A 21,522-nucleotide genomic window follows, 5' to 3' on the forward strand; every position below is an offset into this window, starting at 1 on the left:
ACTAGCCCCGGGGAAGCACACGCTTATCCTTCGACTTCGCTCAGGATGAGCGCTGTTCAGCTGATCGCTAGTTTCATCGCGGTCTCGCAATGGATCCGGGCGCTGTCATAGACGGGCAGGGGGCTGTTGGCCGTGTTGAGGACGAGGCCGATCTCTGTGCAGCCGAGGATCACACTGTCGGCGCCGCGCGTGGCAAGTGCTTCAACGATCTCGATATAGCGGCGCGTGGTTTCCGGCGTCACAATGCCTTTGACAAGATCGTCGAAGATTATGCGGTGGACGTCGTCGCGCTCAGCCGTATCCGGAATCAAAGGCGGCGCGCCGAAGGTCCCGGCGAAATGGTTCGGATAATAGGCGTCTTCCATCGTGTAGCGCGTGCCGAGCAGAGCAGGAGCGGTACGTCCGTCAGCGGTGAGACGCGCGGCAGTCGCATCCACGATATGCACGAAGGGTACGTTTAGAGCGACCTGCAGCGGCGCGGCGACCTTATGCATCGTGTTGGTGGCGAGCAGGATCAGCTCGGCGCCGGCCTGTTCGAGGCGCTGGCCTGAGGCAGCGAGTTGGCGCCCGGCCTCGTCCCAATCGCCGGATTGTTGCAGGGCCTGAATCTCGCCGAAGTCGAGCGCGTCGATGATCACGCGCGCGCTGGCATTGCCGCCGGAACGGTCGCGTGCCAGCTGGCAGAGCGTGTCGTAATAGATCAGTGTCGAGGCTGGGCCCATGCCGCCGATGATGCCGATCATCTTCATCCGCGATTGCCTTCCTCAAAGCCGGCGAGTGTCCATTCAGCAAACTGGAAGAGGTCGCCGCCATTGAACAGGAAGCCTGCGACGCCGGCCGCTTTTGCGGCGTCGATGTCGGTCTGCTTGTCACCGATCAGGAAGGAGGATTCGCGCTTCACGGGAAAGTCGGCCATCGCCTTCAGCAGCATGCCGGGCTTGGGCTTGCGGTCGAAACTGTCGCGCCGATAGCGCGGGTTTTCGCCCTCGTCATGATAGGGGCAGTAATAGATCCGGTCGATCGAGGCTCCCTGCTCGGCGAGGCGTTCCTGCATCCATTCATGCAGCGTGTGCATGTCATGCTCGGAATAATAGTCGCGTGCGATTCCGGACTGGTTGGTCACGACGAACACGAACCAGCCGCGCGCCTTGAACGCCGCGATTGTCTCTGCCGCGCCTTCGATCCATTCGAAGTCTGACACCTGGCTGACATAGCCCTTGTCGACGTTGATCACGCCGTCGCGGTCGAGGAAGAGGGCAGGACGCTGGGAGGTCATCTAGGCGTTGTTTGCCCGCGCGCCGCCCAAGTTGCAAGACTTGTCGCAATGGGGAAACCGCTGGACCTCGGTCCCGAAAAGAAGTTGTTTCGCGCTGACGGTCGGCAACGGCCTCCACGCAGTATCCATGGGAGGGCAAAACCAATGGAACAATATCTTCCCCTTATCCTGAGCGCCGTCAGTGGACTCGTGATGGGGCCTCTGGCGTCCAAGCTGACAGGCGGCAGTAGCATCGGCGGCATCATAGGCGGACTGCTCGGCGGCGTTGGCACATATTACGGTCTTGAGGCTGCCAACGTGCATCTGTTCGGCGTTCCCGCGCAGGGGCCAACGGCGCTGAAGAACATCCTCAATTATGTAATGGAAGGCGGCGTAGGTGGCGGGGTTGTCGGCGTGATTGTCGGCATGCTGGTCAAGCATAAGGCCTAGCGTTCTCGCAGGCAGGCCCCATGACCTCAACTCGAGGCGATCCGGCTCTGCCCTGCGGCCTTTTACTCCGCTGCGGTCGGTATGGCAGAACGGTTCTCGCGTACACCGCGCATGAAGGGCACGATGGCAAGGGCACTCAGCAAGGCGGCCATCAGGAAGGCTGCGCCGCCGAAGCGGAATGGCGCGCCGTCATGCGTAAAGTAATAGAGCACGCCGTTCATCGTGAGCGGGCCGATGATCATCGCAAGCGAGTTGAGGCTTGAGCTGGCACCCTGCAGCTCGCCTTGCGCATTGCGCGGTGTCAGCGTGGACATCAGCGAGTTGATCGACGGGCCAGTCACGCCGCCGAGCGCGCTGATCGGGATGATCAGGTAGACCATCCATGGCTGTCCGGCGAAGGCGAAGGCGGTCAACGTGAAGAAGCTGACGCCCATGCCCAGCAGTGCCGTGCGCACTGTGCCAAGCCGTTTCAGGATCATGCCCATCAGGCCCGCCTGCACAACGGCGGCGCCGATGCCGACAAGGCCCAGCGAGAAGCCGATTTCTTTCGGGCTCCAGTCATAGCGGATCTCGCCATGCACCGACCATGTGCCCGGAAACACCGTATGCGCGAGAAAGAAGATGCCTGCTGCCACAAGGAACCAGGCGATGTGTGGCAGTTTCGAGAAATGTTTCACCGCGCCAAACGGGTTGCCGCGCTTGATGTCAAACGGACGACGGTCTTCCGGTGCCAGTGATTCCGGCAATACGAAAAAGCCGTAGCAGAAATTGAGGGCGGCGAGGCCCGCTGCCGCAAAGAAGGGCGCGCGCGGGCTGATCTCGCCAAGGAAGCCGCCAATGACCGGCCCGAACACAAAGCCAAAACCGAATGCGGCGCCGATCATGCCAAAGGCCTTGCCGCGGTTCTCCGGCTCGGTGACGTCAGCGATATAAGCATTCGCAGTGGAATAGGTGGCGCCGGAAATGCCGGACAGGGCCCGCCCGATGAAGAGCAGCCAGATCGAGCCTGCAACGCCCATGATCAGGAAATCCACGACCAATGTGCCAATGGAGACCAGCAGAACGAGACGCCGGCCGAAACGGTCTGATAGGGCGCCGACGATGGGCCCGAAGATGAAATTCATCAGGGCATAGGTGGCCGCCAGCATGCCGAGCCAGATTGTGGCGTCTTCGGGCGGCACATGCAGCATTTCCTGCACCAGGCTGGGCACAACCGGGATGATGAGGCCGAAGCCCAGCATATCGATTGCGACCGTTACGAGGACGAAGAAAAACGCGTTCTTGCCATGCTTCCGGGAGGCGGGAGAGTCGGTCATGTTCACGCTTTGGGCGGGAAATGGCCAAAGGTCAATCACTGTGACAGGGCATCACGACCAGCGCTTGATGTGCCTTGCGCGGCTTGGGCTTTGCTGAGAGATTCATGGCATTGGAATCCAGTGGACACGGCGCTTGCCGGCCCGGCATGCCCTATTTCGCAGTGCGTGACTTTTATGAAACGGACGCGCGCCGAAATTCATACTAACTGGACGCACAACCAATGGAGACGCGCTGATGAAGTGGAACGCAACGGCATTCGCCGCCGCACTCCTTGTCGCCTGCGCGGCCGGAGGGCAGCCAGGGCAGGCGCAGATGTCGCCACCCGTCGTGGACGGCGCCATTGTGGCTGTCATGCCGGATCCAGCGGCGCGTGAGGGGCTGAGCGGATGTTGCAGCACCCAGTTCAAGGTTGGCCGGTCGGGCAAGATCAGGGATATTTCGGCCGAATGCACGCTCCCGCTGTTCAGGGACGCGGCTGTGTCGGCAATTCGGGAGGCCGGGTACAAGCCCGCGAAGATTCTGGGTATCGCTATCACCTCGTCGCAGCAGTCGCAGATGGTCGCCTTCGAACAGTCTGGCGAGGAAGGTATTTGCCGGTCGGGTGATGCAGCCTGGGAAGAGCTGACCTATCGCGGCGAAAAGGCCTTTCCCTTCCTGACGGTCAATACGCTGACGATGAAGCCCTATGCTGATGAGGCCGAGAAGGGCGCCGGCATCGCGCGCGGCTGGGCCGACTATTACGCGACGCTCGACTTTGATACGCCCTGTGGCCCGTCTCCCGCTTACCAGCCGCCTGTCAGCCAATCGAAGACGATCGACACGATGGGCTGGGACGCGCTGCGCCGCACAGGAACGGCGTTTGAAAAAGTGTTCGCCTGGATGAATTGCCGGGACGACATGCTGGCAGGCTATGGTGCGCAGGCGGCGGAATGGCATGCAACCTATGATTCCGCCGCGCCGGACGAGATGGAGCATTGGGTCGGCGCCATTATGGACAAGCGGATCCGCGCCGAAAGGGGCCGGTACGATTTAGATCGCCAGCTGATGATTGCGTATGGCGGCCAGATCCTGCGCCGTGAGCAGACGCTGCGTGCGCGCGATGCTGCCAAACTGGCTGCGCAGGCCAGTGATGAGGCTGCCGACGCACCGACCCCCATGGTCCGACGCGAAGTGGTGCCGACTTATCGGGCGCCGAATACGCTCCGGAGGGAGTGGTCTGCGGCAGACCAGTTCTTCTACGAGCGCGGTCCCGGCCACTATCAGGCTTGTCTCGACAGGGCCGCCACTTATGGCGCGCAGCAGGACTGCCTCAGCGCCTTGCATGGCAGCGACTAGGCGGTGGCAGAGGGCATCCCGGTCACGCGTATTGAGGTTCCGATGAGTCGGATCAATGCGATCCGGGACGCGGTTCGCAGCGTGACACATCTGGGCGACGGGCCTGACGCTTCGCGCCTAGCCGGTCCAGAGGACGCGCCTGCGCTGCTGGCTTTCCTGTCGGACCCCGCCGTGCACGCGCCGATCTACACATTGCCGAGGCCACTGACGGAGGCCAGCGTTGAGACCTTCATCACGGATCATCTGGCCCAGCAGGCAGACGGCGAGGGGCTGCTATTCGTGCGTGAGGATCGCGACGGCGCCATCGTCGGCTACAGCGACATTCAGGTCTGGCCGCACTGGGCGGCGGGGGAGCTCGGCGGGGCGCTTGATCCCTCGCTACACCATCAGGGCCGTGGCACAGCGGGCGCAGCCATGAGCTTTAGCTGGATGTTTCGGGCGCTGCACCTTGATCTCATTTGCGAAACGGCAAGCCCTGAGAACGTGCCAACGCACCGTCTGCTGGACGGGCTCGGCTTTGAGCGGCGGGGTGAGGTGACGAGCGTGCGGACAGATGGCACGACACGGGCGTCGCTGGTCTGGGAAGCCATGCGTGCCGACTGGTTCGACCGGCATAAGGATTGACGCCTAAAAGGCGCCGTGGCGACCTTTGCCTTTGGTGAAAGCAGTAGCGCCCTGCAGCGTTTCGCCGGACTTCAGCACCTCGAGACCGCCCTCGATTTCCGCCTTTAGCGCCGTCTCCATGTCGAGGCTCCACTGGCGCATCGCGGATAGCCGGTCAGCGCGCATACAGTTTTGCGGGAAGGCGGCGATGTCATTGGCAAGCTGAAGCGCGCGGTCGAGTGCTTTGCCAGCCGGGGCGGCGTAGTTCGCAAGCCCGATGGCCAGCGCCTCGTCCGGGCCGACTTCGCGCCCGGTGAGGATCAGGTCTGTCGCCCGCGAAGCGCCGATCAGGCGGGGCAAGCGGACCGTACCGCCATCAATCAACGGCACACCGAAACGGCGGCAGAAGATGCCGAAGCGCGCGGTGTCAGATACGACGCGAAGGTCACACCAGAGGGCGAGTTCCATGCCGCCCGCCACGGCATAGCCTTCGATGGCGGCTATGACGGGCTTGGAAAGTTCGAGCCGCGTCGGCCCCATCGGGCCCATGTCCCCCTCTGGCCGCACGGGATTGCCTTTGCCAGCGGCAACCGCCTGAAGGTCTGCACCTGCGCAGAAGTTGCCTTCCGCGCCGGAGAGGATTGCGACGGATAATGTGTCGTCGGCATCAAACGCCTTGAACGCGTCATAGAGAGCCTGCGCCGCCTCCCGGTCCACGGCGTTGCGCCGGGCAGGGCGATTGATCGTGACGATAAGAACCGCGCCCTCACGCCGCGTTCCAACAGAAGCCGCCCCGCTCATCGGGAAAAGTTTGCGCGGGTCGCTTCAGGCGCATTGCGGTGAAGGAATGGGACAATCCGCTCCAGCAAGGCCGGTACGATCTTCTCGGGCAGGTCATGGCCCCATTTATCGATCACCTCAATCTCCGCGCCAGGAATGCGGTGCGCAATATCGCGGCCTGCTTCCGGCTTGATCAGCGGATCAGCAGCGCCGTGCAGCACCAGCGTCGGTACCGTGAGTCCGGCGAGGCGCTCGTGCCACCGCGGCTGGGCAAGGATTGCAGAATATTGCCGGGCCACGCCGAGCGGCCGGTCGGACCGGTTGAAATCGGCCATGGACTGCGCGCGGACTTCGTCATCGCTGGCACGCATTTCGGGCACCGAGCCGATCGCATGACGAGATTTGACGGAGAGCTCGGCGATGGCGCTGGCAGTGCGCATGTCGGGCACTGCGGTGAGCGCGGCCTGCGCAGCGGGGTCGGCCTGCGGCAGGCCGGGCGCACCTGATGTGGTCATCACAGGGATCAGTGTGCGAACCTGGGCCGGATGGTTCAGCGCCATCAGCTGGACGATCATGCCGCCCATCGAGGCGCCCATGATGTCTGCCTGTGTTGCGCCAAGCGCCTCGACCAGCGCAGCCGCGTCGGCGGCCATATCGTCCAGCACATAGGGCACCATATCGCGGGCGGATTTGCCTTCGGCGACAGCCTTGACGATATCGCGCGGGGCAGCCGCCACCTTGCCGGCGAATTCCGTCGAGAGGCCGATATCGCGATTGTCAAACGTGATGACATGGCGGCCCGCATCTGCCAGGCCGCGCTTCAGGCTTTCGGGCCATCGCGTCAGTTGACCGGAAAAACCCGATACGAGCAGCATCATCGGGTCATTTGGTGACCCGGTCGCCTCGTATTCGATCTCGATGCCATTTGCCTTGATGCGCGCCATTCGGGGCCTCCCGTGTGTTTTCTATTTTCCGACCATCGTGGTCCTCAAAAAAAATGCTTTCAAGGGGGAGAGGTTGCATATCTGGCGTTTCTAGACTGTCCTGTGAAAGCGGTGGGGCATGCTGGCAACCTTGCCGCGCCTGTGACGTTGCTGAAGGAACGGAGGAATGCCTTATGAAACCTGTACCCATTCTTTTCCTGCTCGTTTCAGCTCTTGTTACGGCCTGCTCGCCGAGCGGCGGCGATGTAGCAGCGCCATCCGCGTCGCTGGAAAAGGAGGCGACCGATAGCCCGCAGGCTGCAGCGCCCGAGACGACAGAGACGGAGACTGTGCAGGCCACGTGCGACCAGGACATTGGCGCCCAAGCGGCTCGCGTGCTGGTGGGCCAGTGCATCCAGATATCACCTGCAACCCATCCGCCGTGCAATGCGCAGAACAGCTGCGACATGATCCGCGACGAAATCCGCCGCGGTTGCGGATTTGGCGATACGATAAATAATCCGGACTTCTGCAGCGACTATCAGTAAGCGCCGCGCTGAATGGGCTAGCGCCCGAGTTCCTTCATCGCCTCGTCGAGGCCGCTGAGGGTCAGCTCGAACATGCGGTGCTCCCCGATCAGTTCGCGGATCAGCTTGATCGAGCCGGTATAGTCCCACGCGCCTTCCTTGACCGGGTTTAGCCAGACCATGTTCGGGAAGCGCTGCACGAAGCGCTGTATCCAGATGCCGCCGGCTTCCTCGTTCCAGTGCTCGACCGAGCCGCCGGCATAGGTGATTTCGTACGGGCTCATCGTGGCATCGCCGACGACGATCACCTTGTAGTCTGACGGGAACTTGTTCAGCACGTCCCAGGTCGGTATGCGGTTGTTCATGCGGCGGCGATTGTCCTTCCACAGGCCCTCATAGGGGCAGTTGTGGAAGTAATAGTATTCGAGGTTCTTGATCTCCGACTTGGCCGCCGAGAACAGCTCTTCCATGATCCGCACATAGGGGTCCATCGAACCGCCAACATCGAGCAGCAGGAGGACAGACACAGCATTGCGCTTTTCGGGGCGCATCTCGATATCGAGATAGCCCTTGCGGGCCGTGTTGCGGATCGTCTGGTCGAGGTCCAGTTCGTCTGGCGCGCCCTTGCGGGCCCATTTGCGCAGGCGCTTCATGGCAACCTTGATGTTGCGGGTGCCAAGCTCGACGCTGTCGTCGTAATTCTTGAATTCGCGCTTGTCCCACACCTTCACGGCGCGGCGATGGCGGGACTTCTCCTGCCCGATGCGCACGCCTTCAGGATTGTAGCCATTGGCGCCGAAGGGGGATGTTCCGCCCGTGCCGATCCACTTGTTGCCGCCTTCGTGGCGCTTTTTCTGCTCCTCGAGGCGCTTCTGCAGGGTTTCCATCAGTTTCTCGAAGCCGCCCATGGCCTCGATCTCGTCCATTTCTTCCTTGGAGAGGAATTTCTCGGACATCTTGCGCAGCCATTCCTCGGGAATGTCGGTCACGTCGACGGCGTCTGCCATGCTGTCGAGGCCCTTGAAGACGTGTCCGAACACCTTGTCGAACTTGTCGATATTGCGCTCGTCCTTCACCAGGGCCGCGCGGGACAGGTAATAGAAATCCTCTACATTCGAATCGATGACCTGTTTGTCCATGGCTTCCATGAGCATCAGGTATTCCTTCAGCGTCACCGGCACTTTGGCTTCGCGCAATTCATTGAAGAAGTTGAGGAACATATGGGCGTCTTTCCTGTCGTCTTTGGCAAAAGATAACCCGCCTTGGGCCCCATGTCCAAGCTGACGCAGCGAAAAGGGCGCCTGCTCATGTCCGGTTCACCCCGGATGGCCTAGAGGACAGGCCATGCTGAGGGCTTTCCTGATCCTGTGTGCCGTCTTTTCGCTAGACGTTACGGCGCGTGCCGATACGCAAACCTGCGCCGCTGCAAGCGAGCCATCCTGTATGTTCGAGGCGATCTGGGCGGCGGCATCGCCCCTTCCTCCTGAGAAAAAGGCACGGATTCAGCCCTTTTTCCTTGAAACTGTGGGGCAGGCGGGGGACGCGGCCCTGTTGCAGCAATGGCAAGCTCGGCTTGGGGCGCCCGCTATTCATCGCAGCCCGGCCGTGGACTATGCCGTCGATCAGGCCCGCGACGTTGTCGCCGAGAGCGGCTGGGACGGGTTCGAGCAGCGCGCCCGGACCGGAGCGGTGCCGTTCAACACAGGGCGTCCGGAAATCATGGCTGCTGGCGTTCGCCTTGCGCCGGATGCCGTCACCAAGCGCCGCCTGACGCAGGCCATGTTTGATCTGGCCCAGACAAAGCATACACGCGGCGGCATGGGCGACGATTTCGAGAAATCCGATTTCGGCCATGCGTTGGCTGAACTCTCGATGCGGGCTTGCGACCTGTCCGGGTTTGACCGTGCCGTGGCGATGACGGCGGCGCCGGACAGTTTGCGCTATGCGCTGTGGCGTGCCCGGATCACAGGGCATGCCGGAGCACTGGCATCACGCATCCGCAAAGAGGCGTCAGCGGATGATACGCGCCATGTGCGCGGGGCGCTGGAAGGCTATGCGCCTGTGGCATCCTTAGGCTATTGCGCGCGGTAGACTGAACAAATCGGCGGCTCATGCGTAATGGCCGCATGGAGCTTACCCCCCTGACTGACCTTCGCGAGTCTCTTGACGGCATGGCGACCGGATTTTTCAAGAGCCTCCCCAACCTCGTTCTCGCCATCATTGTGCTGGTCGGCATCCTGCTGGTGGCGCGTATTGCGCGGGCGATTGTCTCGGCGGCCATGAAGAAGGCGCATGTGCGCGAGGCGCTGCGGACACTGGCCCAGAACCTGATCGGCATTGCAGCCTGGATCGTCGGCGTCGCGATTGCGCTGACAGTGCTGCTGCCCTCCATTTCACCTGCTGACATCATTGCCGGGCTGGGCCTCACATCGGTTGCCATCGGCTTTGCCTTCAAGGACGTGTTCGAGAATTTCCTCGCCGGCGTCATCATCCTCAGCCGCGAAAAGATGCGGATCGGCGACATGATCGAATGCGAGGACGTGTATGGCCGCGTCGAGAATATCCTCATTCGCGAGACGCATGTGCGCGAGACGGACGGGGAACTTGTGATCGTGCCCAATTCCTTCCTGTTCAAGAACCCGGTGAGCATCGAGACGGACCATGCCCTGAAGCGGCAGGAGCTTGTCGTCGGCGTCGACTATGATGCGAGCATGCCAGAGGCACGCGATGCCCTGAAGGGCGCCCTGGAGGCCTGCGAGAGCGTTAGCAGCGAGCGTGACGCCGAGGTTCAGTGCGTGTCGTTTGGCGGCTCGTCCATCGATTTCCGCCTGCTCTGGTGGACCAAGAGCCAGCCGGCTGACCAGCGCGGATCCTATGACGAAGTGGCCTTTGCCGTGAAACAGGCACTGGACGATGCCGGCATCACGATCCCGTTCCCGCAATCGACCCTTTCCTTCCGCCCGGAAGCAATGCCGCTACGGCTGCAAGATTCCGGCAAGTCGGACACAGATTCGCCTGAGTCCGGCGACACGAAGAGCGGGTAACGTCGCGGCCACATCGGCCGGGCCTTGCGTCGCCATTGAACAAGTCCATAAAGGACACCGATGACCGAATTCGATAATGACCTGGCCGATCCGGACGGCGACCCGCCCGAAGCCATTTGCGGCAGCAAGGAAGTGGGCGCCATTGCGCACCTCTACCGCGCCGAAGTGTATCGCTCTACCGTGTGGCGCCAGCGGCTGGACCAGACGACGAACTGGGCCGTGATCTCTACAGGCATCGGCCTGTCGGTCGCCTTTGCCAGCGCGCAGGCTTCGCCCTTTCCCATCGTTCTGGTTGGCGCGCTCTGCATCGTGTTCCTGACGCTGGAATCGCGGCGCTATCGTTTCTTCTATGTCTGGCGCTTCCGCGCGCGGGTGCTGGAGATCGCCTTCTATGTGCCCATGCTGCGCGGGGAGGGGGCCCGTATCCCGCTCGACCGGGGCACCGCGCTGTCAGACGATTACGAAAAGCCACAATACCGCATCTCGATGATCCGCGCGATTGGCCGCCGCCTGCGCCGCAATTATGGCTGGCTGTTTGCCATTCTGGGCGCGGCCTATTTTGCCAAGATTGCCATCCACCCGACGGATGTGGAAACCTGGTCGCAATTCATCCGGCGTGCGCATATCGGCCCGATTCCGGGCCTGGTCGCGATTGCGGGCGGGCTGACCTTCCATGCCATCTGGATCGGCATTGCCGTGAAGACCTGGCTCGACGAGCGCTATGACAAGTCTAAGATGGCCGACTTCCTGAAAAGCCGTCAGGACGTCAACACAAACGCCAACACGCTCGACCGCGAAGAAGCCCATACGAACATGGATATTCTCGGGCGGTAAGACAAAAGAATCCCTTGGGTAGAAAATTACTACCTCTTTTAATTGATAAGTCCGTCTACGTATGTTAACCTTTCGTTAAGCTGGGGGGAGGTTTCAACATGCGTGCAGTTATATTCAGTGCCTTGATAGGTGTATCGGCTTGTTCATCTATCGATCCCGATAGAAGTCTCAGTGGAGGGATCGTTGATCTTGACCCGGGAGCGACGGGTTTCCTGAATCAAACGGACTATGAGAACAAAGCGCTGAAATTTGTTGATCTACTGACAGAGCTTGACCCCGAAAATAAGTCTGGATGGCGCGAATCCGCGAAATGGAATTCGAGACAGGCGGAGACAGTTGCGAGTACTGATGAGGACAAGTTGTGTTCTGGCGATAATGCAAAAATGCGTCAGGATCAGAAACTGTCTTGTGCCCTATCGGGCTTTTATCAGGATGCCACTGACGAAGACTTTGAAACGAATGAAGTCACGTCGGCATCGAGCCTCAAGTTTCGACGTAACAGAGTTCAGGACCGAATAATCCTGGCGTCTAATCAAGCGTGCGACCAATACCGGCGGCACCTGCTGGCAACTCAAAGTGAGGTCAATTTCGCTTATGGAAACGCTGCGACGCTTACGGCAGGACTGGGGGCTGTCCTGACACCAGCCGGGACCAGTCGTGCTCTTTCTGGAGCTGCGGCTATCATTACCGGCTCGCGTGCCGAATATAATGGCAACTTTTTCCGCAAGCTCTTGGCGGAAGTGATTACGCGCGGCATTGCCGAGGAGCGCGACGGTGTATTCAAGAGCATCAAGAAAAATCAGAAAGAAAGCATCGCGGTATATACTGTTGAGCAGGCGATTGCCGATGCCGTTCAGTACAATGCAAAATGCTCTCTGATCGCCGGGCTGGAAAATGCCCAAAAGGCTCAAACTTTCTATGCCGACCCAGGACTTGAGCGTCTTTCGGAGCTATTTGATGGTGAAACGGGAGATTATTCCAATCTGCTGACGAAGATCTCTGCGGTGGACTCAAAAGTGGTTCCACAGGCTGTTCAAGCAGCCTTGCTGCAAAGCGCAAGGGAAGAGCTGAACGATGCCGAGAAGCAAGCTGACGCGGCTAGGGCTGCAAACAATTTATCACTAAAAGGCGCTAATAAGCTTGCGGCTGAGAAGGCGGTCACGGAAGCAGAAGCTGTCGAGAAGAATGCGCAGGAACGTCTAGGCAAGCTGACCGCAGCCGCTGCCAAATCCAACGCGAGCCCGGCGATAGTGCCACCTGTGGCTGCTACGTCTCCCAGCCAATCTGTAGCGACGACTCCCCGCAACCAGGAAGAATTGCTTGACGGCAAGAATAACTAGGGAAGCAGACTCAGCCCGCCGGGCCGCGACGGCCGCCGCCCGGGCCGTCCTGGCGGCGCGAGAGGAAGGCAAGGCGTTCGAACAAAGCGACGTCCTGCTCGTTTTTCAGCAGCGCACCGTGCAGTGGCGGCGTCAGCTTGTCCGGGTTCTGCTCGCGCAGCGTCTCGAGGTCGACATCCTCGTTCATCAGGAGCTTCAGCCAGTCGAGCAGTTCGCTGGTCGATGGCTTCTTCTTGACGCCCGGCAGTTCGCGCATGGCGTAGAACGTGGTGAGCGCATCGCCGACCAGCTTCTTCTTGATGTCCGGGAAGTGCACGTCGATGATTTCGCGCATCGTTTCTTCGTCAGGGAACTTGATGAAGTGGAAGAAGCAGCGGCGCAGGAAGGCGTCCGGCAGTTCCTTCTCATTGTTCGACGTGATGATCACGATCGGGCGCACTTTCGCCTTCACGACTTCGTTCGTCTCGTAGACGAAGAACTCCATGCGATCGAGTTCCTGCAGAAGGTCGTTCGGGAATTCAATGTCGGCCTTGTCGATCTCGTCGATCAGCAGGACAGGGCGCTTCTTGGCGGTAAATGCTTCCCAGAGCTTGCCCTTCTTGATGTAGTTCTTGACGTCCTTGGCGCGCTCTTCGCCCATCTGGCCGTCGCGCAGGCGCGAAACCGCGTCATATTCATAGAGGCCCTGGTTGGCCTTGGTGGTGGATTTGATGTGCCATTCGATCAGCTCGCAGCCGAGCGATTTGGCCACTTCAATGGCCAGCACGGTCTTGCCGGTGCCCGGTTCGCCCTTGATCAGCAGGGGGCGCTCCAGCGCAATGGCAGCATTGACGGCCACTTTCAGGTCTTCGGTGGCGACGTAGTCCTTGGTGCCTTCAAAACGCATGGGGCTCTATCCTCTTGTAACTCGTTAGGCTCACAATAGGCGCCGCGCCCGGCGGAGCAAGCTTTGACGTGGCGGGAAGCCTGACATTCCGTGAAAAAGTGGTAATCCGGCCATTCCGTAGCGGAAACATCTTCGCCCGTATCGCGATCCGTGGTATGAAGATTACGCCATGCGCGCCGCCGCGGAGCACCAGCTTCAGCTAAGTGTCGCGCCTGTTCATGGTCTGCCATTCCCATGCAGGAAAGGCGTTTCAGGACAGGTGCAGGCCGTATGATCCAAACTGCCCGATGATAACGGGCGCATGGCACTACTATCCCGCACTATCGTTCCGGCCTGCCAAGCCTTGATTAACGCGTGGCAATCAAGCGTTAACGCCTTTCTGCAAAATTCAAGGAAATCAGGTCGAATCGGATTTCCTAACGATGCCCTTGAAGCTTTCCCTGAAGCCTGGCGAGACATTCGTCGTCAATGGCGCTGTCGTGCGCAATGGCGACCGTCGCGGCGTGCTGCTGCTGGAAAACCAGGCCCGTGTCCTGCGCGAGAAGGATATCCTTCACCCGGCGGATGCGACGACGCCTGTGCGCCGCGCCTATTTTGCCGTGATGCAGATGTACCTGCTCGGCGAGGTCGACGGCCCCGCCTATGCGCAGGCCGCTGAATCCATTGCCACCCTGCTGGCCAATGCCGCGCAGGATGAAGACAGGGCCGATGTGCTCGAGATTTCGGCCGATGTGGCCGCCGCCGACCTCTACAAGGCCCTCAGTCGCTGCCGCAAGCTCATGGCGCGCGAGATGGCAGAGGCCGCCTGATGGCGGACGGTACTCTCATGACAGCGCGCGCACGCTCCCCAGACGCCCGCCTTGGCCTCGACGAGGCGATTGCCCGTCTGGAAGCTGGCAAGGGCGAAGGCCTTGTGGTCGATCTCGGGGAAGGGCGCACAGCCACGGCCAGCGGGCATCGCGGTGAGGAAGGCCTGCTGCAGCGCTTGCGCGGGCACCGCATGATGGTGGCACTGGCTTCCGGCGCGGCGGATCTCTCCCAGTTTTCGACCCATTCCGGTGTGCTGAAAGTGGCTCCGCTGGTGCAGGAAATACTCGACGCCGCAGGCCATAGGGATTAGGGGCCTCGCGCATGAGCCCAGAACTGATCTCCCTTTTTACCGCCACTTTTGTCACATTCTTCGTGCTGATCGATGCCCCCGGCGTGGCGCCGGTGTTCGCAACGCTGACAGCGCAAGGCGATGCGGCCTATCGGCGGCGCATGGCGTTCAAATCGACCTTCGTTGCGTCGATCATCATGTTCCTGTTTGCGTTTGGTGGGGCCTGGCTGCTCGGCGCCATGCACATCTCGATTGATGCATTCCGGGCGGCGGGTGGCGCGCTTCTGTTCCTTATCGCGCTCGACATGGTGTTCGAGAAGCGCACTGAGCGGCGCGAACACCGCGCAGAGGAATTGCTCGAAGGCCACGATGACGCGACAGAGCCGGACGATATTTCCGTATTCCCCATCGGCATCCCGATGATTGCGGGGCCGGGTTCTATAGCGACGGCCATGTTCTACATGTCCCAGGCCACCGTATGGACCGAGAAAGCCGTCGTTCTATCGGCCATCGGGCTGAACCTGTTGCTGACGCTGGCAATCTTCCTGATCGCAACGCCGCTTGTGCGCCTGATGGGTGCGAGCGTGGCCGGTGCGCTGACGCGGATACTCGGCGTTATCCTGGCGGCGCTGTCGGTTCAGTTGCTCATCGACGGCATCAAGGGCGCGTTCAGTCTCGGCTAAGCTCTATTGAGGCGCTTCCAGGCGTGGGCGACGGCGCAGCAATGTCCGGCGCAGGGTCGACAGTGTGACCCAGAACAGCACCAGACCGGCCGCCGTCAGCCCCATGAACTGCAGCACGAGTTCGCGTGTCCAGCGCACGCCGGTATCGGCAATGCGCATGGCTGATGGCCCCATCTGCTTGACCAGCGCGACGGACCGGTCACCGCCGGCTTCGGCAATCAGGCGCACCCGGCGCAGGTCTGCGCCGTCCCGTACCTGCTCGATCAGAGTCACCGCAGCGGCCGGATCGGTCAGCGTTCCGATACGGTTGATCTGTGCGAGATCGGATTCCAGCCGGGCGAGGCCTTTGGGGTTGATGGCGCCGGCATAGGCCGCACGCACACGCTCCACGCGCACCTTGGTGGTGGCAAGATCGGTGAAGGCCTCTTCCAGTGCAGGCTTGAGGGCGGAATCCGGTAGCGCAGCATCGAGACGGTCCGTGATGTAGTCGGTGAATTCCGGCGTCATGCGGCGCGAGCGTCGGGCAGACTTCAGGATGGATAGCGCGCGGATATTGGCCTCGGCCGTTGCATCCTGCGCGCTGGATTCGGCGAGTCCGATGCCGGTGATCTTCAGGACCAGCTCGTCCACACGGTCACCCTGCAGCCAGCGTTCCGAGTGGTTCGCGAGATCGGCATGTGTGCCGAGCATGGCGAAACGTGCCTCGGCAACGGGGGAGGGGGCCTCTTCAGGCGGAGCGTCTTCGGTGGCGGCTGGTGCCGGTTCAGGCTCTTCTGCCGGTGTTTCAGTGATCGTGTCGCTTACGGGCTCGGTCAGTGTACTCATGTTGCGGGCAGCGCCGCTTGCCTCGGCAAACCGCTGGCTGACTTCGACTGGCAGCTTACGCAGCGCGGCCAGCGCAATGCGCTCATCTTCCGTGCCCGTCACTTCCGCGTCCGCCGCGGCCATCAGTTCCTTCACCTCTTCGCGGCTCAGCATCTGCGGCGCGGTCAGCAGGAAGCCGCGTGCCGCCGTCACGTCGCGTGCCGTCAGTTCGCGCGAGACGATATCGTGCCAGAACTTGTACTTGTCGTCCGCATTGCGCGGCGCCATTGCGGCGAAGGATTCGTCCATGTTGCGACGCGTCTGGTCGATGGCTTCGACGGTCGGCGCATCCGAGAAAGTCGCGCCTGAAAAGGCCGCTCCCAGTATCTGGGCGGCGATCACAGGCATGAGGATCAGCAATGAGTTAAACATCACAGCCTGCATCCAACCTGAGGAGCGGATCGATCTTTTCCGTCGGCGGGCCATGGGCTTTAACCGTTGCGAAAGCTGCACTTTGGACGAAGGATCATAGAGCGCGGCGTTGGCCCAAAGATCAAGCCTTGGCCTGCAAATTGCACCGGCTTTGGCGCTCCGGGAGAGTGTTTCGGTGTTCACAATAACATGAAATATACGCGAAATTGGCGCAATTACATGAAAAGATTGGGAAAATTAACTCAGCTTTCCCGATTGCGGTGAATCGCTAGCCGCTCTATATCGGGCCAAACCTTAATGAAGGTGTCTGCTATGAGTATTGAACTATCAGACGATTACCGCCCCTCCGATGACGAGGAGTTCATGAACGAGCGTCAGCTGGCATTCTTCCGCCGGTTGCTCGAGAACTGGAAGGCGGACATTCTCGACGGCGCTAAACAGACCATCCACAATCTGCAGGATGAATCTGGTTCGCTCCCTGACATTGTCGACCGGGCGTCTGCCGAAAGCGACAAGGCTCTGGAACTTCGGACTCGTGACCGTCAGCGCAAGCTGATCTCGAAGATCGACAGCGCCATTCGCCGCATCAATGACGGAACCTACGGGTTCTGCGAAGCGACAGGTGAGCCTATCGGCCTTCGGCGCCTTGAAGCCCGTCCAACAGCAACGCTGAGCCTTGAGGCGCAGGAGCGTCACGAGCGCAAGGAACGCACGCTGCGCGACGACTGATCGCCACCCGCTTCAGATCACGTCCGGAAACAAGAACGGCGGCCTCCCGGTTTTCGGAAGTGCCGCCGCCTTTTTTAGTCCATCAACCCAACGCCATGGCGAATCTGTGTTTGCCTCGTGCGTTAAGGGTATGATCGCATCAAGGTCCAAACACAGGGTTACTTGAATGTAACCATGGGCTTAAGGCAAGGCCTGCTTGCTTAACGTGACTTCCGATTCGGTTAATGCGAGAGGTGATTCGGCGGCGCTGTGTTGTGCGCATAGGCGCCCTGCGGTGAAAGTCCTAACCACCCGTTAACTCTCTTTAGGGCACAACGTATGTTTAACGGACGGGATAACTGATCGCCCCCATGAGCAGGCCATTGCCATCCACCGCCGATGACGGATGGGACATGTCTCCAAGGCGTGAAAGCGCCGTCGTGCTCGAAATGCCGACCAGTTTTGAAACATTCGATGCGGTGAAGGAGAAGCCTATCCTGCGCGAAAAGCTCAGCTCCGCCGAGATCGAGGCATTGCTGCGGCCGGACCTGTCGGACATGGCGCCAGAGCCTGCGCCCCTGCCACCTGCCAAAGTGGTCGACCGCGCGATCCCGGATCTCGATACGCCTGCAGTCCTGACCCCGCGCACGGATGTGCCGGAAGATGCCCTACGCGTTGCTGCGCGTCTCTCGCTGGCCCTGCGCCAGGGCTGCGGCCTGCGCGCGGCGGCCACCGTCAAGGCCGTCTCCGATGGCACGTTCGCGTCTGCACTGGCCACGTCGACCGTGGAAACAGGGCAGGCGATTGCCTGCTTCGCAGCGCCGAATGGCGAGATCGTCGCCATGCTCAGCCTCAGCGCGGAACTCGCCAATGCCCTCATCGAAAGTGCCTGTGGCGGTAAGCCAGGCGCCTATACGCCGCGCGAGCTGACGCCCGTTGACGCTGCCTTGCTCGAAGGCCTCGTCCGCCCCCTCGGCACTGGCATATCCTCATCGCTCAGCTTCGCGCGCATCGAAACCGATGCCGAGTTCGCCGCCGCGCTCGCGCGGCCGGGCGCCGTGGATGTCATCGATCTGGATGTCCGTTTCGAGCAGTCGCGGATGCCGGCGCGGCTGATTCTGGCGAGCGACGACCTTTTCGATACCGGACCTGTGCCCGGGAATGGGCAGGGAATGGTCACAGCTGCACCCGCCCATGCCCCAAAGGCGGCCCCGGTAACCGCCGTACTAACCGCGCGCATCGCCAGCCTCTCTGTCCCATTGTCACGCCTGACGGACCTGAAAGCCGGATCCACACTGCTTCTGGGTCTGCCGGCTGACCAGCCCGTTGAGCTGCTGTCAGGCGGCCGCAATGGCCCCGTGGCGGCTGAAGCCCAGATCGGCCGCAAGGGCGCTCACATGGCCCTGCGCATCACCAAGCGCGGCCCGGCCCTGCGCTAGACCCTCTGCTGTTTGCGATTGATATGCGCATCAGCGCCGTCGCGTGAGGCCTGTTCCGACCCATCGCTAAACAGTTCAGCCTCCTTCTGTGCCCAGAGCCGTTTCTGGTAATTGGTCGAGATGATGTCGGTCACCACCAGCACGAAAATGACAAGATAGAAGCTGGACTTGCTCATCGCCTCTATTGCGTAGGTGAAGAGGGTGAGGTGCCCAAGGTGCGCGCCCTCGGTGACCAGCAGCACGCCGACCAGGAACAGGATAAACAGGCCGAGGACTTCATACATCCTGTTTTTCTTGAGGAAATTTGCCACTGGATCGGCCATTAACGCCATCGCGATACCCGACACGACAATCGCGATCGCCATCAGCCAGACCTGGTAATGAATGACAGGGTGGCCGACGGCGTCGAGCGTCTTGATATTGGCAATCGCCATGGCCGAGAGGATCGAGTCGAAGGAGAAAACGAGGTTCATCGCCACAATCTTGACGATGGCCTGCGCGACCGATTTAGGCTGCGCTCCGTCAGTATGTTCAATGAATTCAACGGTAAGGAGGTGCGAGATCTCCTTGATGGCCGTGTAGATGATGAAGGCGCCACCCGCCATTGTCACAAGCGCCTGAAAGGTGAATTCGCCGCTGATGAATTTGGAGAGATACACGCCGAACAATGGCTCGGCCATCGCATCGAACAGGCCGACAATGATGAACAGGAGAACGACGCGGAACAGCACAGCGAGCCCGATGCCCCAGCGCCGGACCATCGGGGCTTTCTCCTCGCCGACACGCTTGGACTCGATGGAGATGTAAAGCAGGTTGTCGAAGCCAAGCACCGCCTGCAGCAGCAGAAGCATAAGGAGCGTAAACAGCCCCGATGTCGAGAATACTTCGTTGATGATGTCGCCGAGCATGTCTGCGCCCCCTGTTGCTGACTCCTGATCGCATTAGGTTAGACAGCGCATCGGGCCCGGCAGGGTTCCCTTCTGCAAGGAAACACGCTGCCGGGGCCGCCGCATAGCTATTCAGCCTGTTTGGATTCTGCGATCCAGGTGTCGACATTCTGTTCGAGCACGGCTAGTGGCACGGCGCCGTCCCGCAACACGACGTCATGGAAATCGCGAATGTCAAACTGGTCGCCCAAGGCGGTCTTTGCGGTCTGGCGCAGTTCGACGATTTTCAGCATCCCGATCTTGTAGGCCGTGGCCTGTCCCGGCATCACGATATAACGCTCGATGGCCTTCTTGCAGTCGCCCTCGGGGTTTGGCGTATTGTCCAGCAGGTACTGGATCGCCTGTTCGCGGGTCCAGTGCTTGTCATGGATGCCGGTATCGACCACGAGCCTGGCAGCACGCCAGATTTCCATCGCGAGACGGCCAAAATCATCATACGGATCAGAGTAGTAGCCCATTTCTTTTGGCAGCAGCTCTGAATAGAGCCCCCAGCCTTCGGTATAGGCCGTGTAGCCGCCATACTTGCGGAAGCTCGGGATGCCTTCGAGTTCCTGCGCCAGCGCGATTTGCATATGGTGGCCCGGAATACCTTCATGGAAGGCAAGCGCCTGCATCTGGTAGGTCGGCATGTCCTGCATGCGATAGAGATTGGCGTAATATGTGCCGGGACGGCTGCCATCCGGAGCGGGGCGTGAATAGAACGCCTTTCCGGCCGACTTTTCGCGGAACGGCTCGACGGCCTTCACGATCAGCTCTGCCTTCGGGAATGTCTTGAACACTTCGGGCAGGTCGCCGCGCATCTGGTCAATCGCTGCGGTTGCTTCGGCCAGGTATTCGGCTTTGCCTTCCTCCGTATTCGGTTTGAAGAATTGCGGATCAATCCGCATGAATTCGAAGAATTCCTTCAGCGTCCCCTCAAAGCCGACCTCGACCATGATGCCGCGCATCTCGTCCTGAATGCGGGCAACTTCCGCGAGACCGAGATTATGGATCTCGTCGGCGCTCATGTCGGTCGTGGTGATATGCTTCAGGCGCATGGCATAATAGGCATCCGCGTCAGGCAGCTTCCAGATACCGTCATCTGTCGTGGCCACCTCAGCTTGCGCCTTCATTTCGGCGATCGCGGCTTCGTAGGCTGGGCCTACTTTCTCAACCAGCGCAGTCTTGGCGTCGTCCATCAGTGTGTCGGCTTCGGCCTGTGGGATCGTGCCGGCCTCAACCAGTGCCTCGACCTTGCCCCTGAAATCTGCCAATAGCGGGCTGTCGGGCGTCCAGTTCGCGGCAAGCGGTGGAAAGGGCTCGCCTTTGATGACACTGCGGGAATCAGCGAGGACATAGTCGTAGACAAAGCGTGGCGGCATGATGCCTTTCGCCGCAGCGGCGCGCGCGTTGGCAACATTCTGGCCGAGATATTCCGGAATGCCATTGAGGCGCGAGATATAGGCCTTGGCATCCGCCAGGCTTGTCACCTTGTGCTGGTTCACGAGGAAGGCGGGAATGCCCGATTGCACGCCGTGCATCTGGTTGAAGATGTATTCGTGGTCGCGGAAGGGGAACTGGGCTTCGGCATCGGCCAGCTCATATTCCGCCAGCCGCCAGGAGAGTTTCGCCTGCGGGTCGAGCTTTTCGTAGTCAAAGGACTCCTTCATTTCCGCAACGGTGGCGCGCTGCAGTTCAAGGTCACCGAGCGCATGTGCCTCTGTAACGTCGTCCCATTGGCCATAGTCGTCCTTGATGCCGAGATAGGTCTGCCTCATCGGGCTGCGCGCGACCATTTCCTGAAATTTGACTTCAAACCAATCGTTTAGCCGGGCGCTTTCGTCCACGGTGACGTCGGCTACGGTCAGCACCTCGGTTTCGGGCACTCCCGATTGGGTCGGGCTGGTGCACGCGGCGAGCAGCAAAACAGCTGCGATGGCAGTGGCAGTACGCATCATGTGAAACTCCGGAATCTGATGAGGTTAATGCAATTTCCACTGTGACTCTTAACGCTTTTTTCGCTTTCGTTAACCTTTGCAGTGTCAAACTATGTGGACTAGGATTCCGCTTCGGCTGAGTCGGCCCCTCGCCGTGGAATCAGTGTAGAGTGATCCGGCATGTGATTTTATGCTGTCGG

Annotated in this window: 23 protein-coding genes; 13 read left to right on the forward strand and 10 right to left on the reverse strand. The window is 60.6% G+C overall.

Annotated features, from left to right (window positions below):
• Positions 1–56: 56 nt before the first annotated feature.
• Together HOC_RS01710 and HOC_RS01715 are read right to left on the reverse strand one after the other, a co-directional pair.
• Entirely contained in the window at positions 57–749 is a 693-nt protein-coding gene (locus HOC_RS01710; protein ID WP_035535347.1) for an aspartate/glutamate racemase family protein, read from the reverse strand.
• Positions 746–1,276: a D-glycero-alpha-D-manno-heptose-1,7-bisphosphate 7-phosphatase gene (locus HOC_RS01715; RefSeq protein ID WP_035535350.1), complete on the reverse strand. Its 531-nt coding sequence runs from the start codon at positions 1,274–1,276 to the stop codon at positions 746–748. Before HOC_RS01715 ends, HOC_RS01710 begins: the two co-directional genes overlap by 4 nt.
• A gap of 144 nt (positions 1,277–1,420) precedes the next feature.
• Here HOC_RS01715 and HOC_RS01720 point away from each other — a divergent pair, with 144 nt between their 5' ends.
• Positions 1,421–1,705 carry a hypothetical protein gene (locus HOC_RS01720; protein ID WP_035535353.1) on the forward strand — a complete coding sequence of 95 codons (285 nt, stop codon included), beginning with the start codon at positions 1,421–1,423 and terminating at the stop codon, positions 1,703–1,705.
• A 62-nt stretch (positions 1,706–1,767) separates the two neighbouring features.
• On the opposite strand, the gene HOC_RS01725 is transcribed toward HOC_RS01720, so the two are convergent.
• Positions 1,768–3,021: a TCR/Tet family MFS transporter gene (locus HOC_RS01725; RefSeq protein WP_035535356.1), complete on the reverse strand. Its 1,254-nt coding sequence runs from the start codon at positions 3,019–3,021 to the stop codon at positions 1,768–1,770.
• Between the two features lie 235 nt (positions 3,022–3,256).
• Here HOC_RS01725 and HOC_RS01730 point away from each other — a divergent pair, with 235 nt between their 5' ends.
• Both HOC_RS01730 and HOC_RS01735 read left to right on the forward strand, forming a co-directional pair.
• Positions 3,257–4,357, forward strand: coding sequence for an energy transducer TonB (locus HOC_RS01730; protein ID WP_035535358.1), 1,101 nt, complete (start codon positions 3,257–3,259; stop codon positions 4,355–4,357).
• A 42-nt stretch (positions 4,358–4,399) separates the two neighbouring features.
• On the forward strand, positions 4,400–4,981 hold the full coding sequence (locus HOC_RS01735; protein ID WP_035535359.1) for a GNAT family N-acetyltransferase: 582 nt from the start codon (positions 4,400–4,402) through the stop codon (positions 4,979–4,981).
• A gap of 3 nt (positions 4,982–4,984) precedes the next feature.
• Here the strand turns inward: HOC_RS01735 and HOC_RS01740 are convergent, their stop codons facing one another.
• Both HOC_RS01740 and HOC_RS01745 read right to left on the reverse strand, forming a co-directional pair.
• Positions 4,985–5,761 (reverse strand): crotonase/enoyl-CoA hydratase family protein, encoded by a 777-nt coding sequence (locus HOC_RS01740; protein ID WP_035535362.1) that lies wholly within the window; start codon positions 5,759–5,761, stop codon positions 4,985–4,987.
• Complete coding sequence (locus HOC_RS01745) at positions 5,758–6,684, reverse strand: alpha/beta fold hydrolase (RefSeq protein WP_035535365.1); 927 nt, start codon at positions 6,682–6,684, stop codon at positions 5,758–5,760. The genes HOC_RS01740 and HOC_RS01745 overlap by 4 nt, the downstream gene beginning before the upstream one ends.
• A gap of 173 nt (positions 6,685–6,857) precedes the next feature.
• Between HOC_RS01745 and HOC_RS22560 the strand changes: the two genes are divergently transcribed.
• Positions 6,858–7,211: a hypothetical protein gene (locus HOC_RS22560; RefSeq protein WP_035535367.1), complete on the forward strand. Its 354-nt coding sequence runs from the start codon at positions 6,858–6,860 to the stop codon at positions 7,209–7,211.
• A gap of 17 nt (positions 7,212–7,228) precedes the next feature.
• Here the strand turns inward: HOC_RS22560 and HOC_RS01755 are convergent, their stop codons facing one another.
• Positions 7,229–8,410: a vWA domain-containing protein gene (locus tag HOC_RS01755; protein WP_034735886.1), complete on the reverse strand. Its 1,182-nt coding sequence runs from the start codon at positions 8,408–8,410 to the stop codon at positions 7,229–7,231.
• Positions 8,411–8,534: 124 nt separating this feature from the next.
• Between HOC_RS01755 and HOC_RS01760 the strand changes: the two genes are divergently transcribed.
• The 4 genes from HOC_RS01760 to HOC_RS01775 all read left to right on the forward strand — a co-directional run bounded on the left by HOC_RS01760 (position 8,535) and on the right by HOC_RS01775 (position 12,408).
• A complete protein-coding gene (locus HOC_RS01760) occupies positions 8,535–9,281 on the forward strand; it encodes a hypothetical protein (protein WP_035535370.1) in 747 nt (248 codons plus the stop codon).
• Positions 9,282–9,316: 35 nt separating this feature from the next.
• Complete coding sequence (locus tag HOC_RS01765; protein WP_035535735.1) at positions 9,317–10,234, forward strand: mechanosensitive ion channel family protein; 918 nt, start codon at positions 9,317–9,319, stop codon at positions 10,232–10,234.
• Between the two features lie 60 nt (positions 10,235–10,294).
• Positions 10,295–11,068 carry a DUF2270 domain-containing protein gene (locus HOC_RS01770; RefSeq protein ID WP_084146081.1) on the forward strand — a complete coding sequence of 258 codons (774 nt, stop codon included), beginning with the start codon at positions 10,295–10,297 and terminating at the stop codon, positions 11,066–11,068.
• 98 nt (positions 11,069–11,166) lie between these two features.
• Positions 11,167–12,408 carry a hypothetical protein gene (locus HOC_RS01775; protein ID WP_035535373.1) on the forward strand — a complete coding sequence of 414 codons (1,242 nt, stop codon included), beginning with the start codon at positions 11,167–11,169 and terminating at the stop codon, positions 12,406–12,408.
• A gap of 10 nt (positions 12,409–12,418) precedes the next feature.
• Here the strand turns inward: HOC_RS01775 and HOC_RS01780 are convergent, their stop codons facing one another.
• Complete coding sequence (locus HOC_RS01780) at positions 12,419–13,294, reverse strand: AAA family ATPase (RefSeq protein ID WP_035535375.1); 876 nt, start codon at positions 13,292–13,294, stop codon at positions 12,419–12,421.
• Between the two features lie 422 nt (positions 13,295–13,716).
• On the opposite strand from HOC_RS01780, the gene flbT reads away from it, so the two are divergent.
• From flbT to HOC_RS01795, 3 genes are read left to right on the forward strand one after another with little or no spacing between them, the layout of a single operon-like run.
• Positions 13,717–14,103, forward strand: a complete 387-nt coding sequence (gene flbT / locus HOC_RS01785; RefSeq protein WP_035535377.1) for a flagellar biosynthesis repressor FlbT — start codon at positions 13,717–13,719, stop codon at positions 14,101–14,103.
• Complete coding sequence (locus tag HOC_RS01790) at positions 14,103–14,414, forward strand: hypothetical protein (protein ID WP_035535380.1); 312 nt, start codon at positions 14,103–14,105, stop codon at positions 14,412–14,414. The genes flbT and HOC_RS01790 overlap by 1 nt, the downstream gene beginning before the upstream one ends.
• An 11-nt stretch (positions 14,415–14,425) precedes the next feature.
• A complete protein-coding gene (locus HOC_RS01795) occupies positions 14,426–15,076 on the forward strand; it encodes a MarC family protein (protein WP_035535382.1) in 651 nt (216 codons plus the stop codon).
• Between the two features lie 3 nt (positions 15,077–15,079).
• Here the strand turns inward: HOC_RS01795 and HOC_RS01800 are convergent, their stop codons facing one another.
• Positions 15,080–16,312 (reverse strand): hypothetical protein, encoded by a 1,233-nt coding sequence (locus HOC_RS01800; protein WP_156950341.1) that lies wholly within the window; start codon positions 16,310–16,312, stop codon positions 15,080–15,082.
• A gap of 312 nt (positions 16,313–16,624) precedes the next feature.
• On the opposite strand from HOC_RS01800, the gene dksA reads away from it, so the two are divergent.
• Both dksA and HOC_RS01810 read left to right on the forward strand, forming a co-directional pair.
• The gene (gene dksA, locus HOC_RS01805) at positions 16,625–17,041 is read left to right on the forward strand and encodes an RNA polymerase-binding protein DksA (RefSeq protein WP_034735873.1); all 417 of its coding nucleotides are present in this window, start codon (positions 16,625–16,627) and stop codon (positions 17,039–17,041) included.
• 350 nt (positions 17,042–17,391) lie between these two features.
• Positions 17,392–18,459 carry a FliM/FliN family flagellar motor switch protein gene (locus HOC_RS01810; RefSeq protein ID WP_084146082.1) on the forward strand — a complete coding sequence of 356 codons (1,068 nt, stop codon included), beginning with the start codon at positions 17,392–17,394 and terminating at the stop codon, positions 18,457–18,459.
• On the opposite strand, the gene HOC_RS01815 is transcribed toward HOC_RS01810, so the two are convergent.
• On the reverse strand, positions 18,456–19,367 hold the full coding sequence (locus tag HOC_RS01815) for a TerC family protein (protein ID WP_051624428.1): 912 nt from the start codon (positions 19,365–19,367) through the stop codon (positions 18,456–18,458). The genes HOC_RS01810 and HOC_RS01815 overlap by 4 nt on opposite strands.
• 107 nt (positions 19,368–19,474) lie before the next feature.
• On the reverse strand, positions 19,475–21,343 hold the full coding sequence (locus HOC_RS01820; protein ID WP_035535391.1) for a DUF885 domain-containing protein: 1,869 nt from the start codon (positions 21,341–21,343) through the stop codon (positions 19,475–19,477).
• Positions 21,344–21,522 lie beyond the last annotated feature (179 nt).

It is taken from the genome of Hyphomonas oceanitis SCH89 (assembly GCF_000685295.1).
Classification (GTDB): domain Bacteria; phylum Pseudomonadota; class Alphaproteobacteria; order Caulobacterales; family Hyphomonadaceae; genus Hyphomonas; species Hyphomonas oceanitis.

Bases quoted from the DNA above. Each gene is read 5' to 3' on its own strand.
- HOC_RS01710 (WP_035535347.1), bottom strand. From the start codon at position 749: ATGAAGATGATCGGCATCATCGGCGGCATGGGCCCAGCCTCGACACTG.
- HOC_RS01715 (WP_035535350.1), bottom strand. From the start codon at position 1,276: ATGACCTCCCAGCGTCCTGCCCTCTTCCTCGACCGCGACGGCGTGATC.
- HOC_RS01720 (WP_035535353.1), top strand. From the start codon at position 1,421: ATGGAACAATATCTTCCCCTTATCCTGAGCGCCGTCAGTGGACTCGTG.
- HOC_RS01725 (WP_035535356.1), bottom strand. From the start codon at position 3,021: ATGACCGACTCTCCCGCCTCCCGGAAGCATGGCAAGAACGCGTTTTTC.
- HOC_RS01730 (WP_035535358.1), top strand. From the start codon at position 3,257: ATGAAGTGGAACGCAACGGCATTCGCCGCCGCACTCCTTGTCGCCTGC.
- HOC_RS01735 (WP_035535359.1), top strand. From the start codon at position 4,400: ATGAGTCGGATCAATGCGATCCGGGACGCGGTTCGCAGCGTGACACAT.
- HOC_RS01740 (WP_035535362.1), bottom strand. From the start codon at position 5,761: ATGAGCGGGGCGGCTTCTGTTGGAACGCGGCGTGAGGGCGCGGTTCTT.
- HOC_RS01745 (WP_035535365.1), bottom strand. From the start codon at position 6,684: ATGGCGCGCATCAAGGCAAATGGCATCGAGATCGAATACGAGGCGACC.
- HOC_RS22560 (WP_035535367.1), top strand. From the start codon at position 6,858: ATGAAACCTGTACCCATTCTTTTCCTGCTCGTTTCAGCTCTTGTTACG.
- HOC_RS01755 (WP_034735886.1), bottom strand. From the start codon at position 8,410: ATGTTCCTCAACTTCTTCAATGAATTGCGCGAAGCCAAAGTGCCGGTG.
- HOC_RS01760 (WP_035535370.1), top strand. From the start codon at position 8,535: ATGCTGAGGGCTTTCCTGATCCTGTGTGCCGTCTTTTCGCTAGACGTT.
- HOC_RS01765 (WP_035535735.1), top strand. From the start codon at position 9,317: ATGGAGCTTACCCCCCTGACTGACCTTCGCGAGTCTCTTGACGGCATG.
- HOC_RS01770 (WP_084146081.1), top strand. From the start codon at position 10,295: ATGACCGAATTCGATAATGACCTGGCCGATCCGGACGGCGACCCGCCC.
- HOC_RS01775 (WP_035535373.1), top strand. From the start codon at position 11,167: ATGCGTGCAGTTATATTCAGTGCCTTGATAGGTGTATCGGCTTGTTCA.
- HOC_RS01780 (WP_035535375.1), bottom strand. From the start codon at position 13,294: ATGCGTTTTGAAGGCACCAAGGACTACGTCGCCACCGAAGACCTGAAA.
- flbT (WP_035535377.1), top strand. From the start codon at position 13,717: ATGCCCTTGAAGCTTTCCCTGAAGCCTGGCGAGACATTCGTCGTCAAT.
- HOC_RS01790 (WP_035535380.1), top strand. From the start codon at position 14,103: ATGGCGGACGGTACTCTCATGACAGCGCGCGCACGCTCCCCAGACGCC.
- HOC_RS01795 (WP_035535382.1), top strand. From the start codon at position 14,426: ATGAGCCCAGAACTGATCTCCCTTTTTACCGCCACTTTTGTCACATTC.
- HOC_RS01800 (WP_156950341.1), bottom strand. From the start codon at position 16,312: ATGTTTAACTCATTGCTGATCCTCATGCCTGTGATCGCCGCCCAGATA.
- dksA (WP_034735873.1), top strand. From the start codon at position 16,625: ATGAGTATTGAACTATCAGACGATTACCGCCCCTCCGATGACGAGGAG.
- HOC_RS01810 (WP_084146082.1), top strand. From the start codon at position 17,392: ATGAGCAGGCCATTGCCATCCACCGCCGATGACGGATGGGACATGTCT.
- HOC_RS01815 (WP_051624428.1), bottom strand. From the start codon at position 19,367: ATGCTCGGCGACATCATCAACGAAGTATTCTCGACATCGGGGCTGTTT.
- HOC_RS01820 (WP_035535391.1), bottom strand. From the start codon at position 21,343: ATGATGCGTACTGCCACTGCCATCGCAGCTGTTTTGCTGCTCGCCGCG.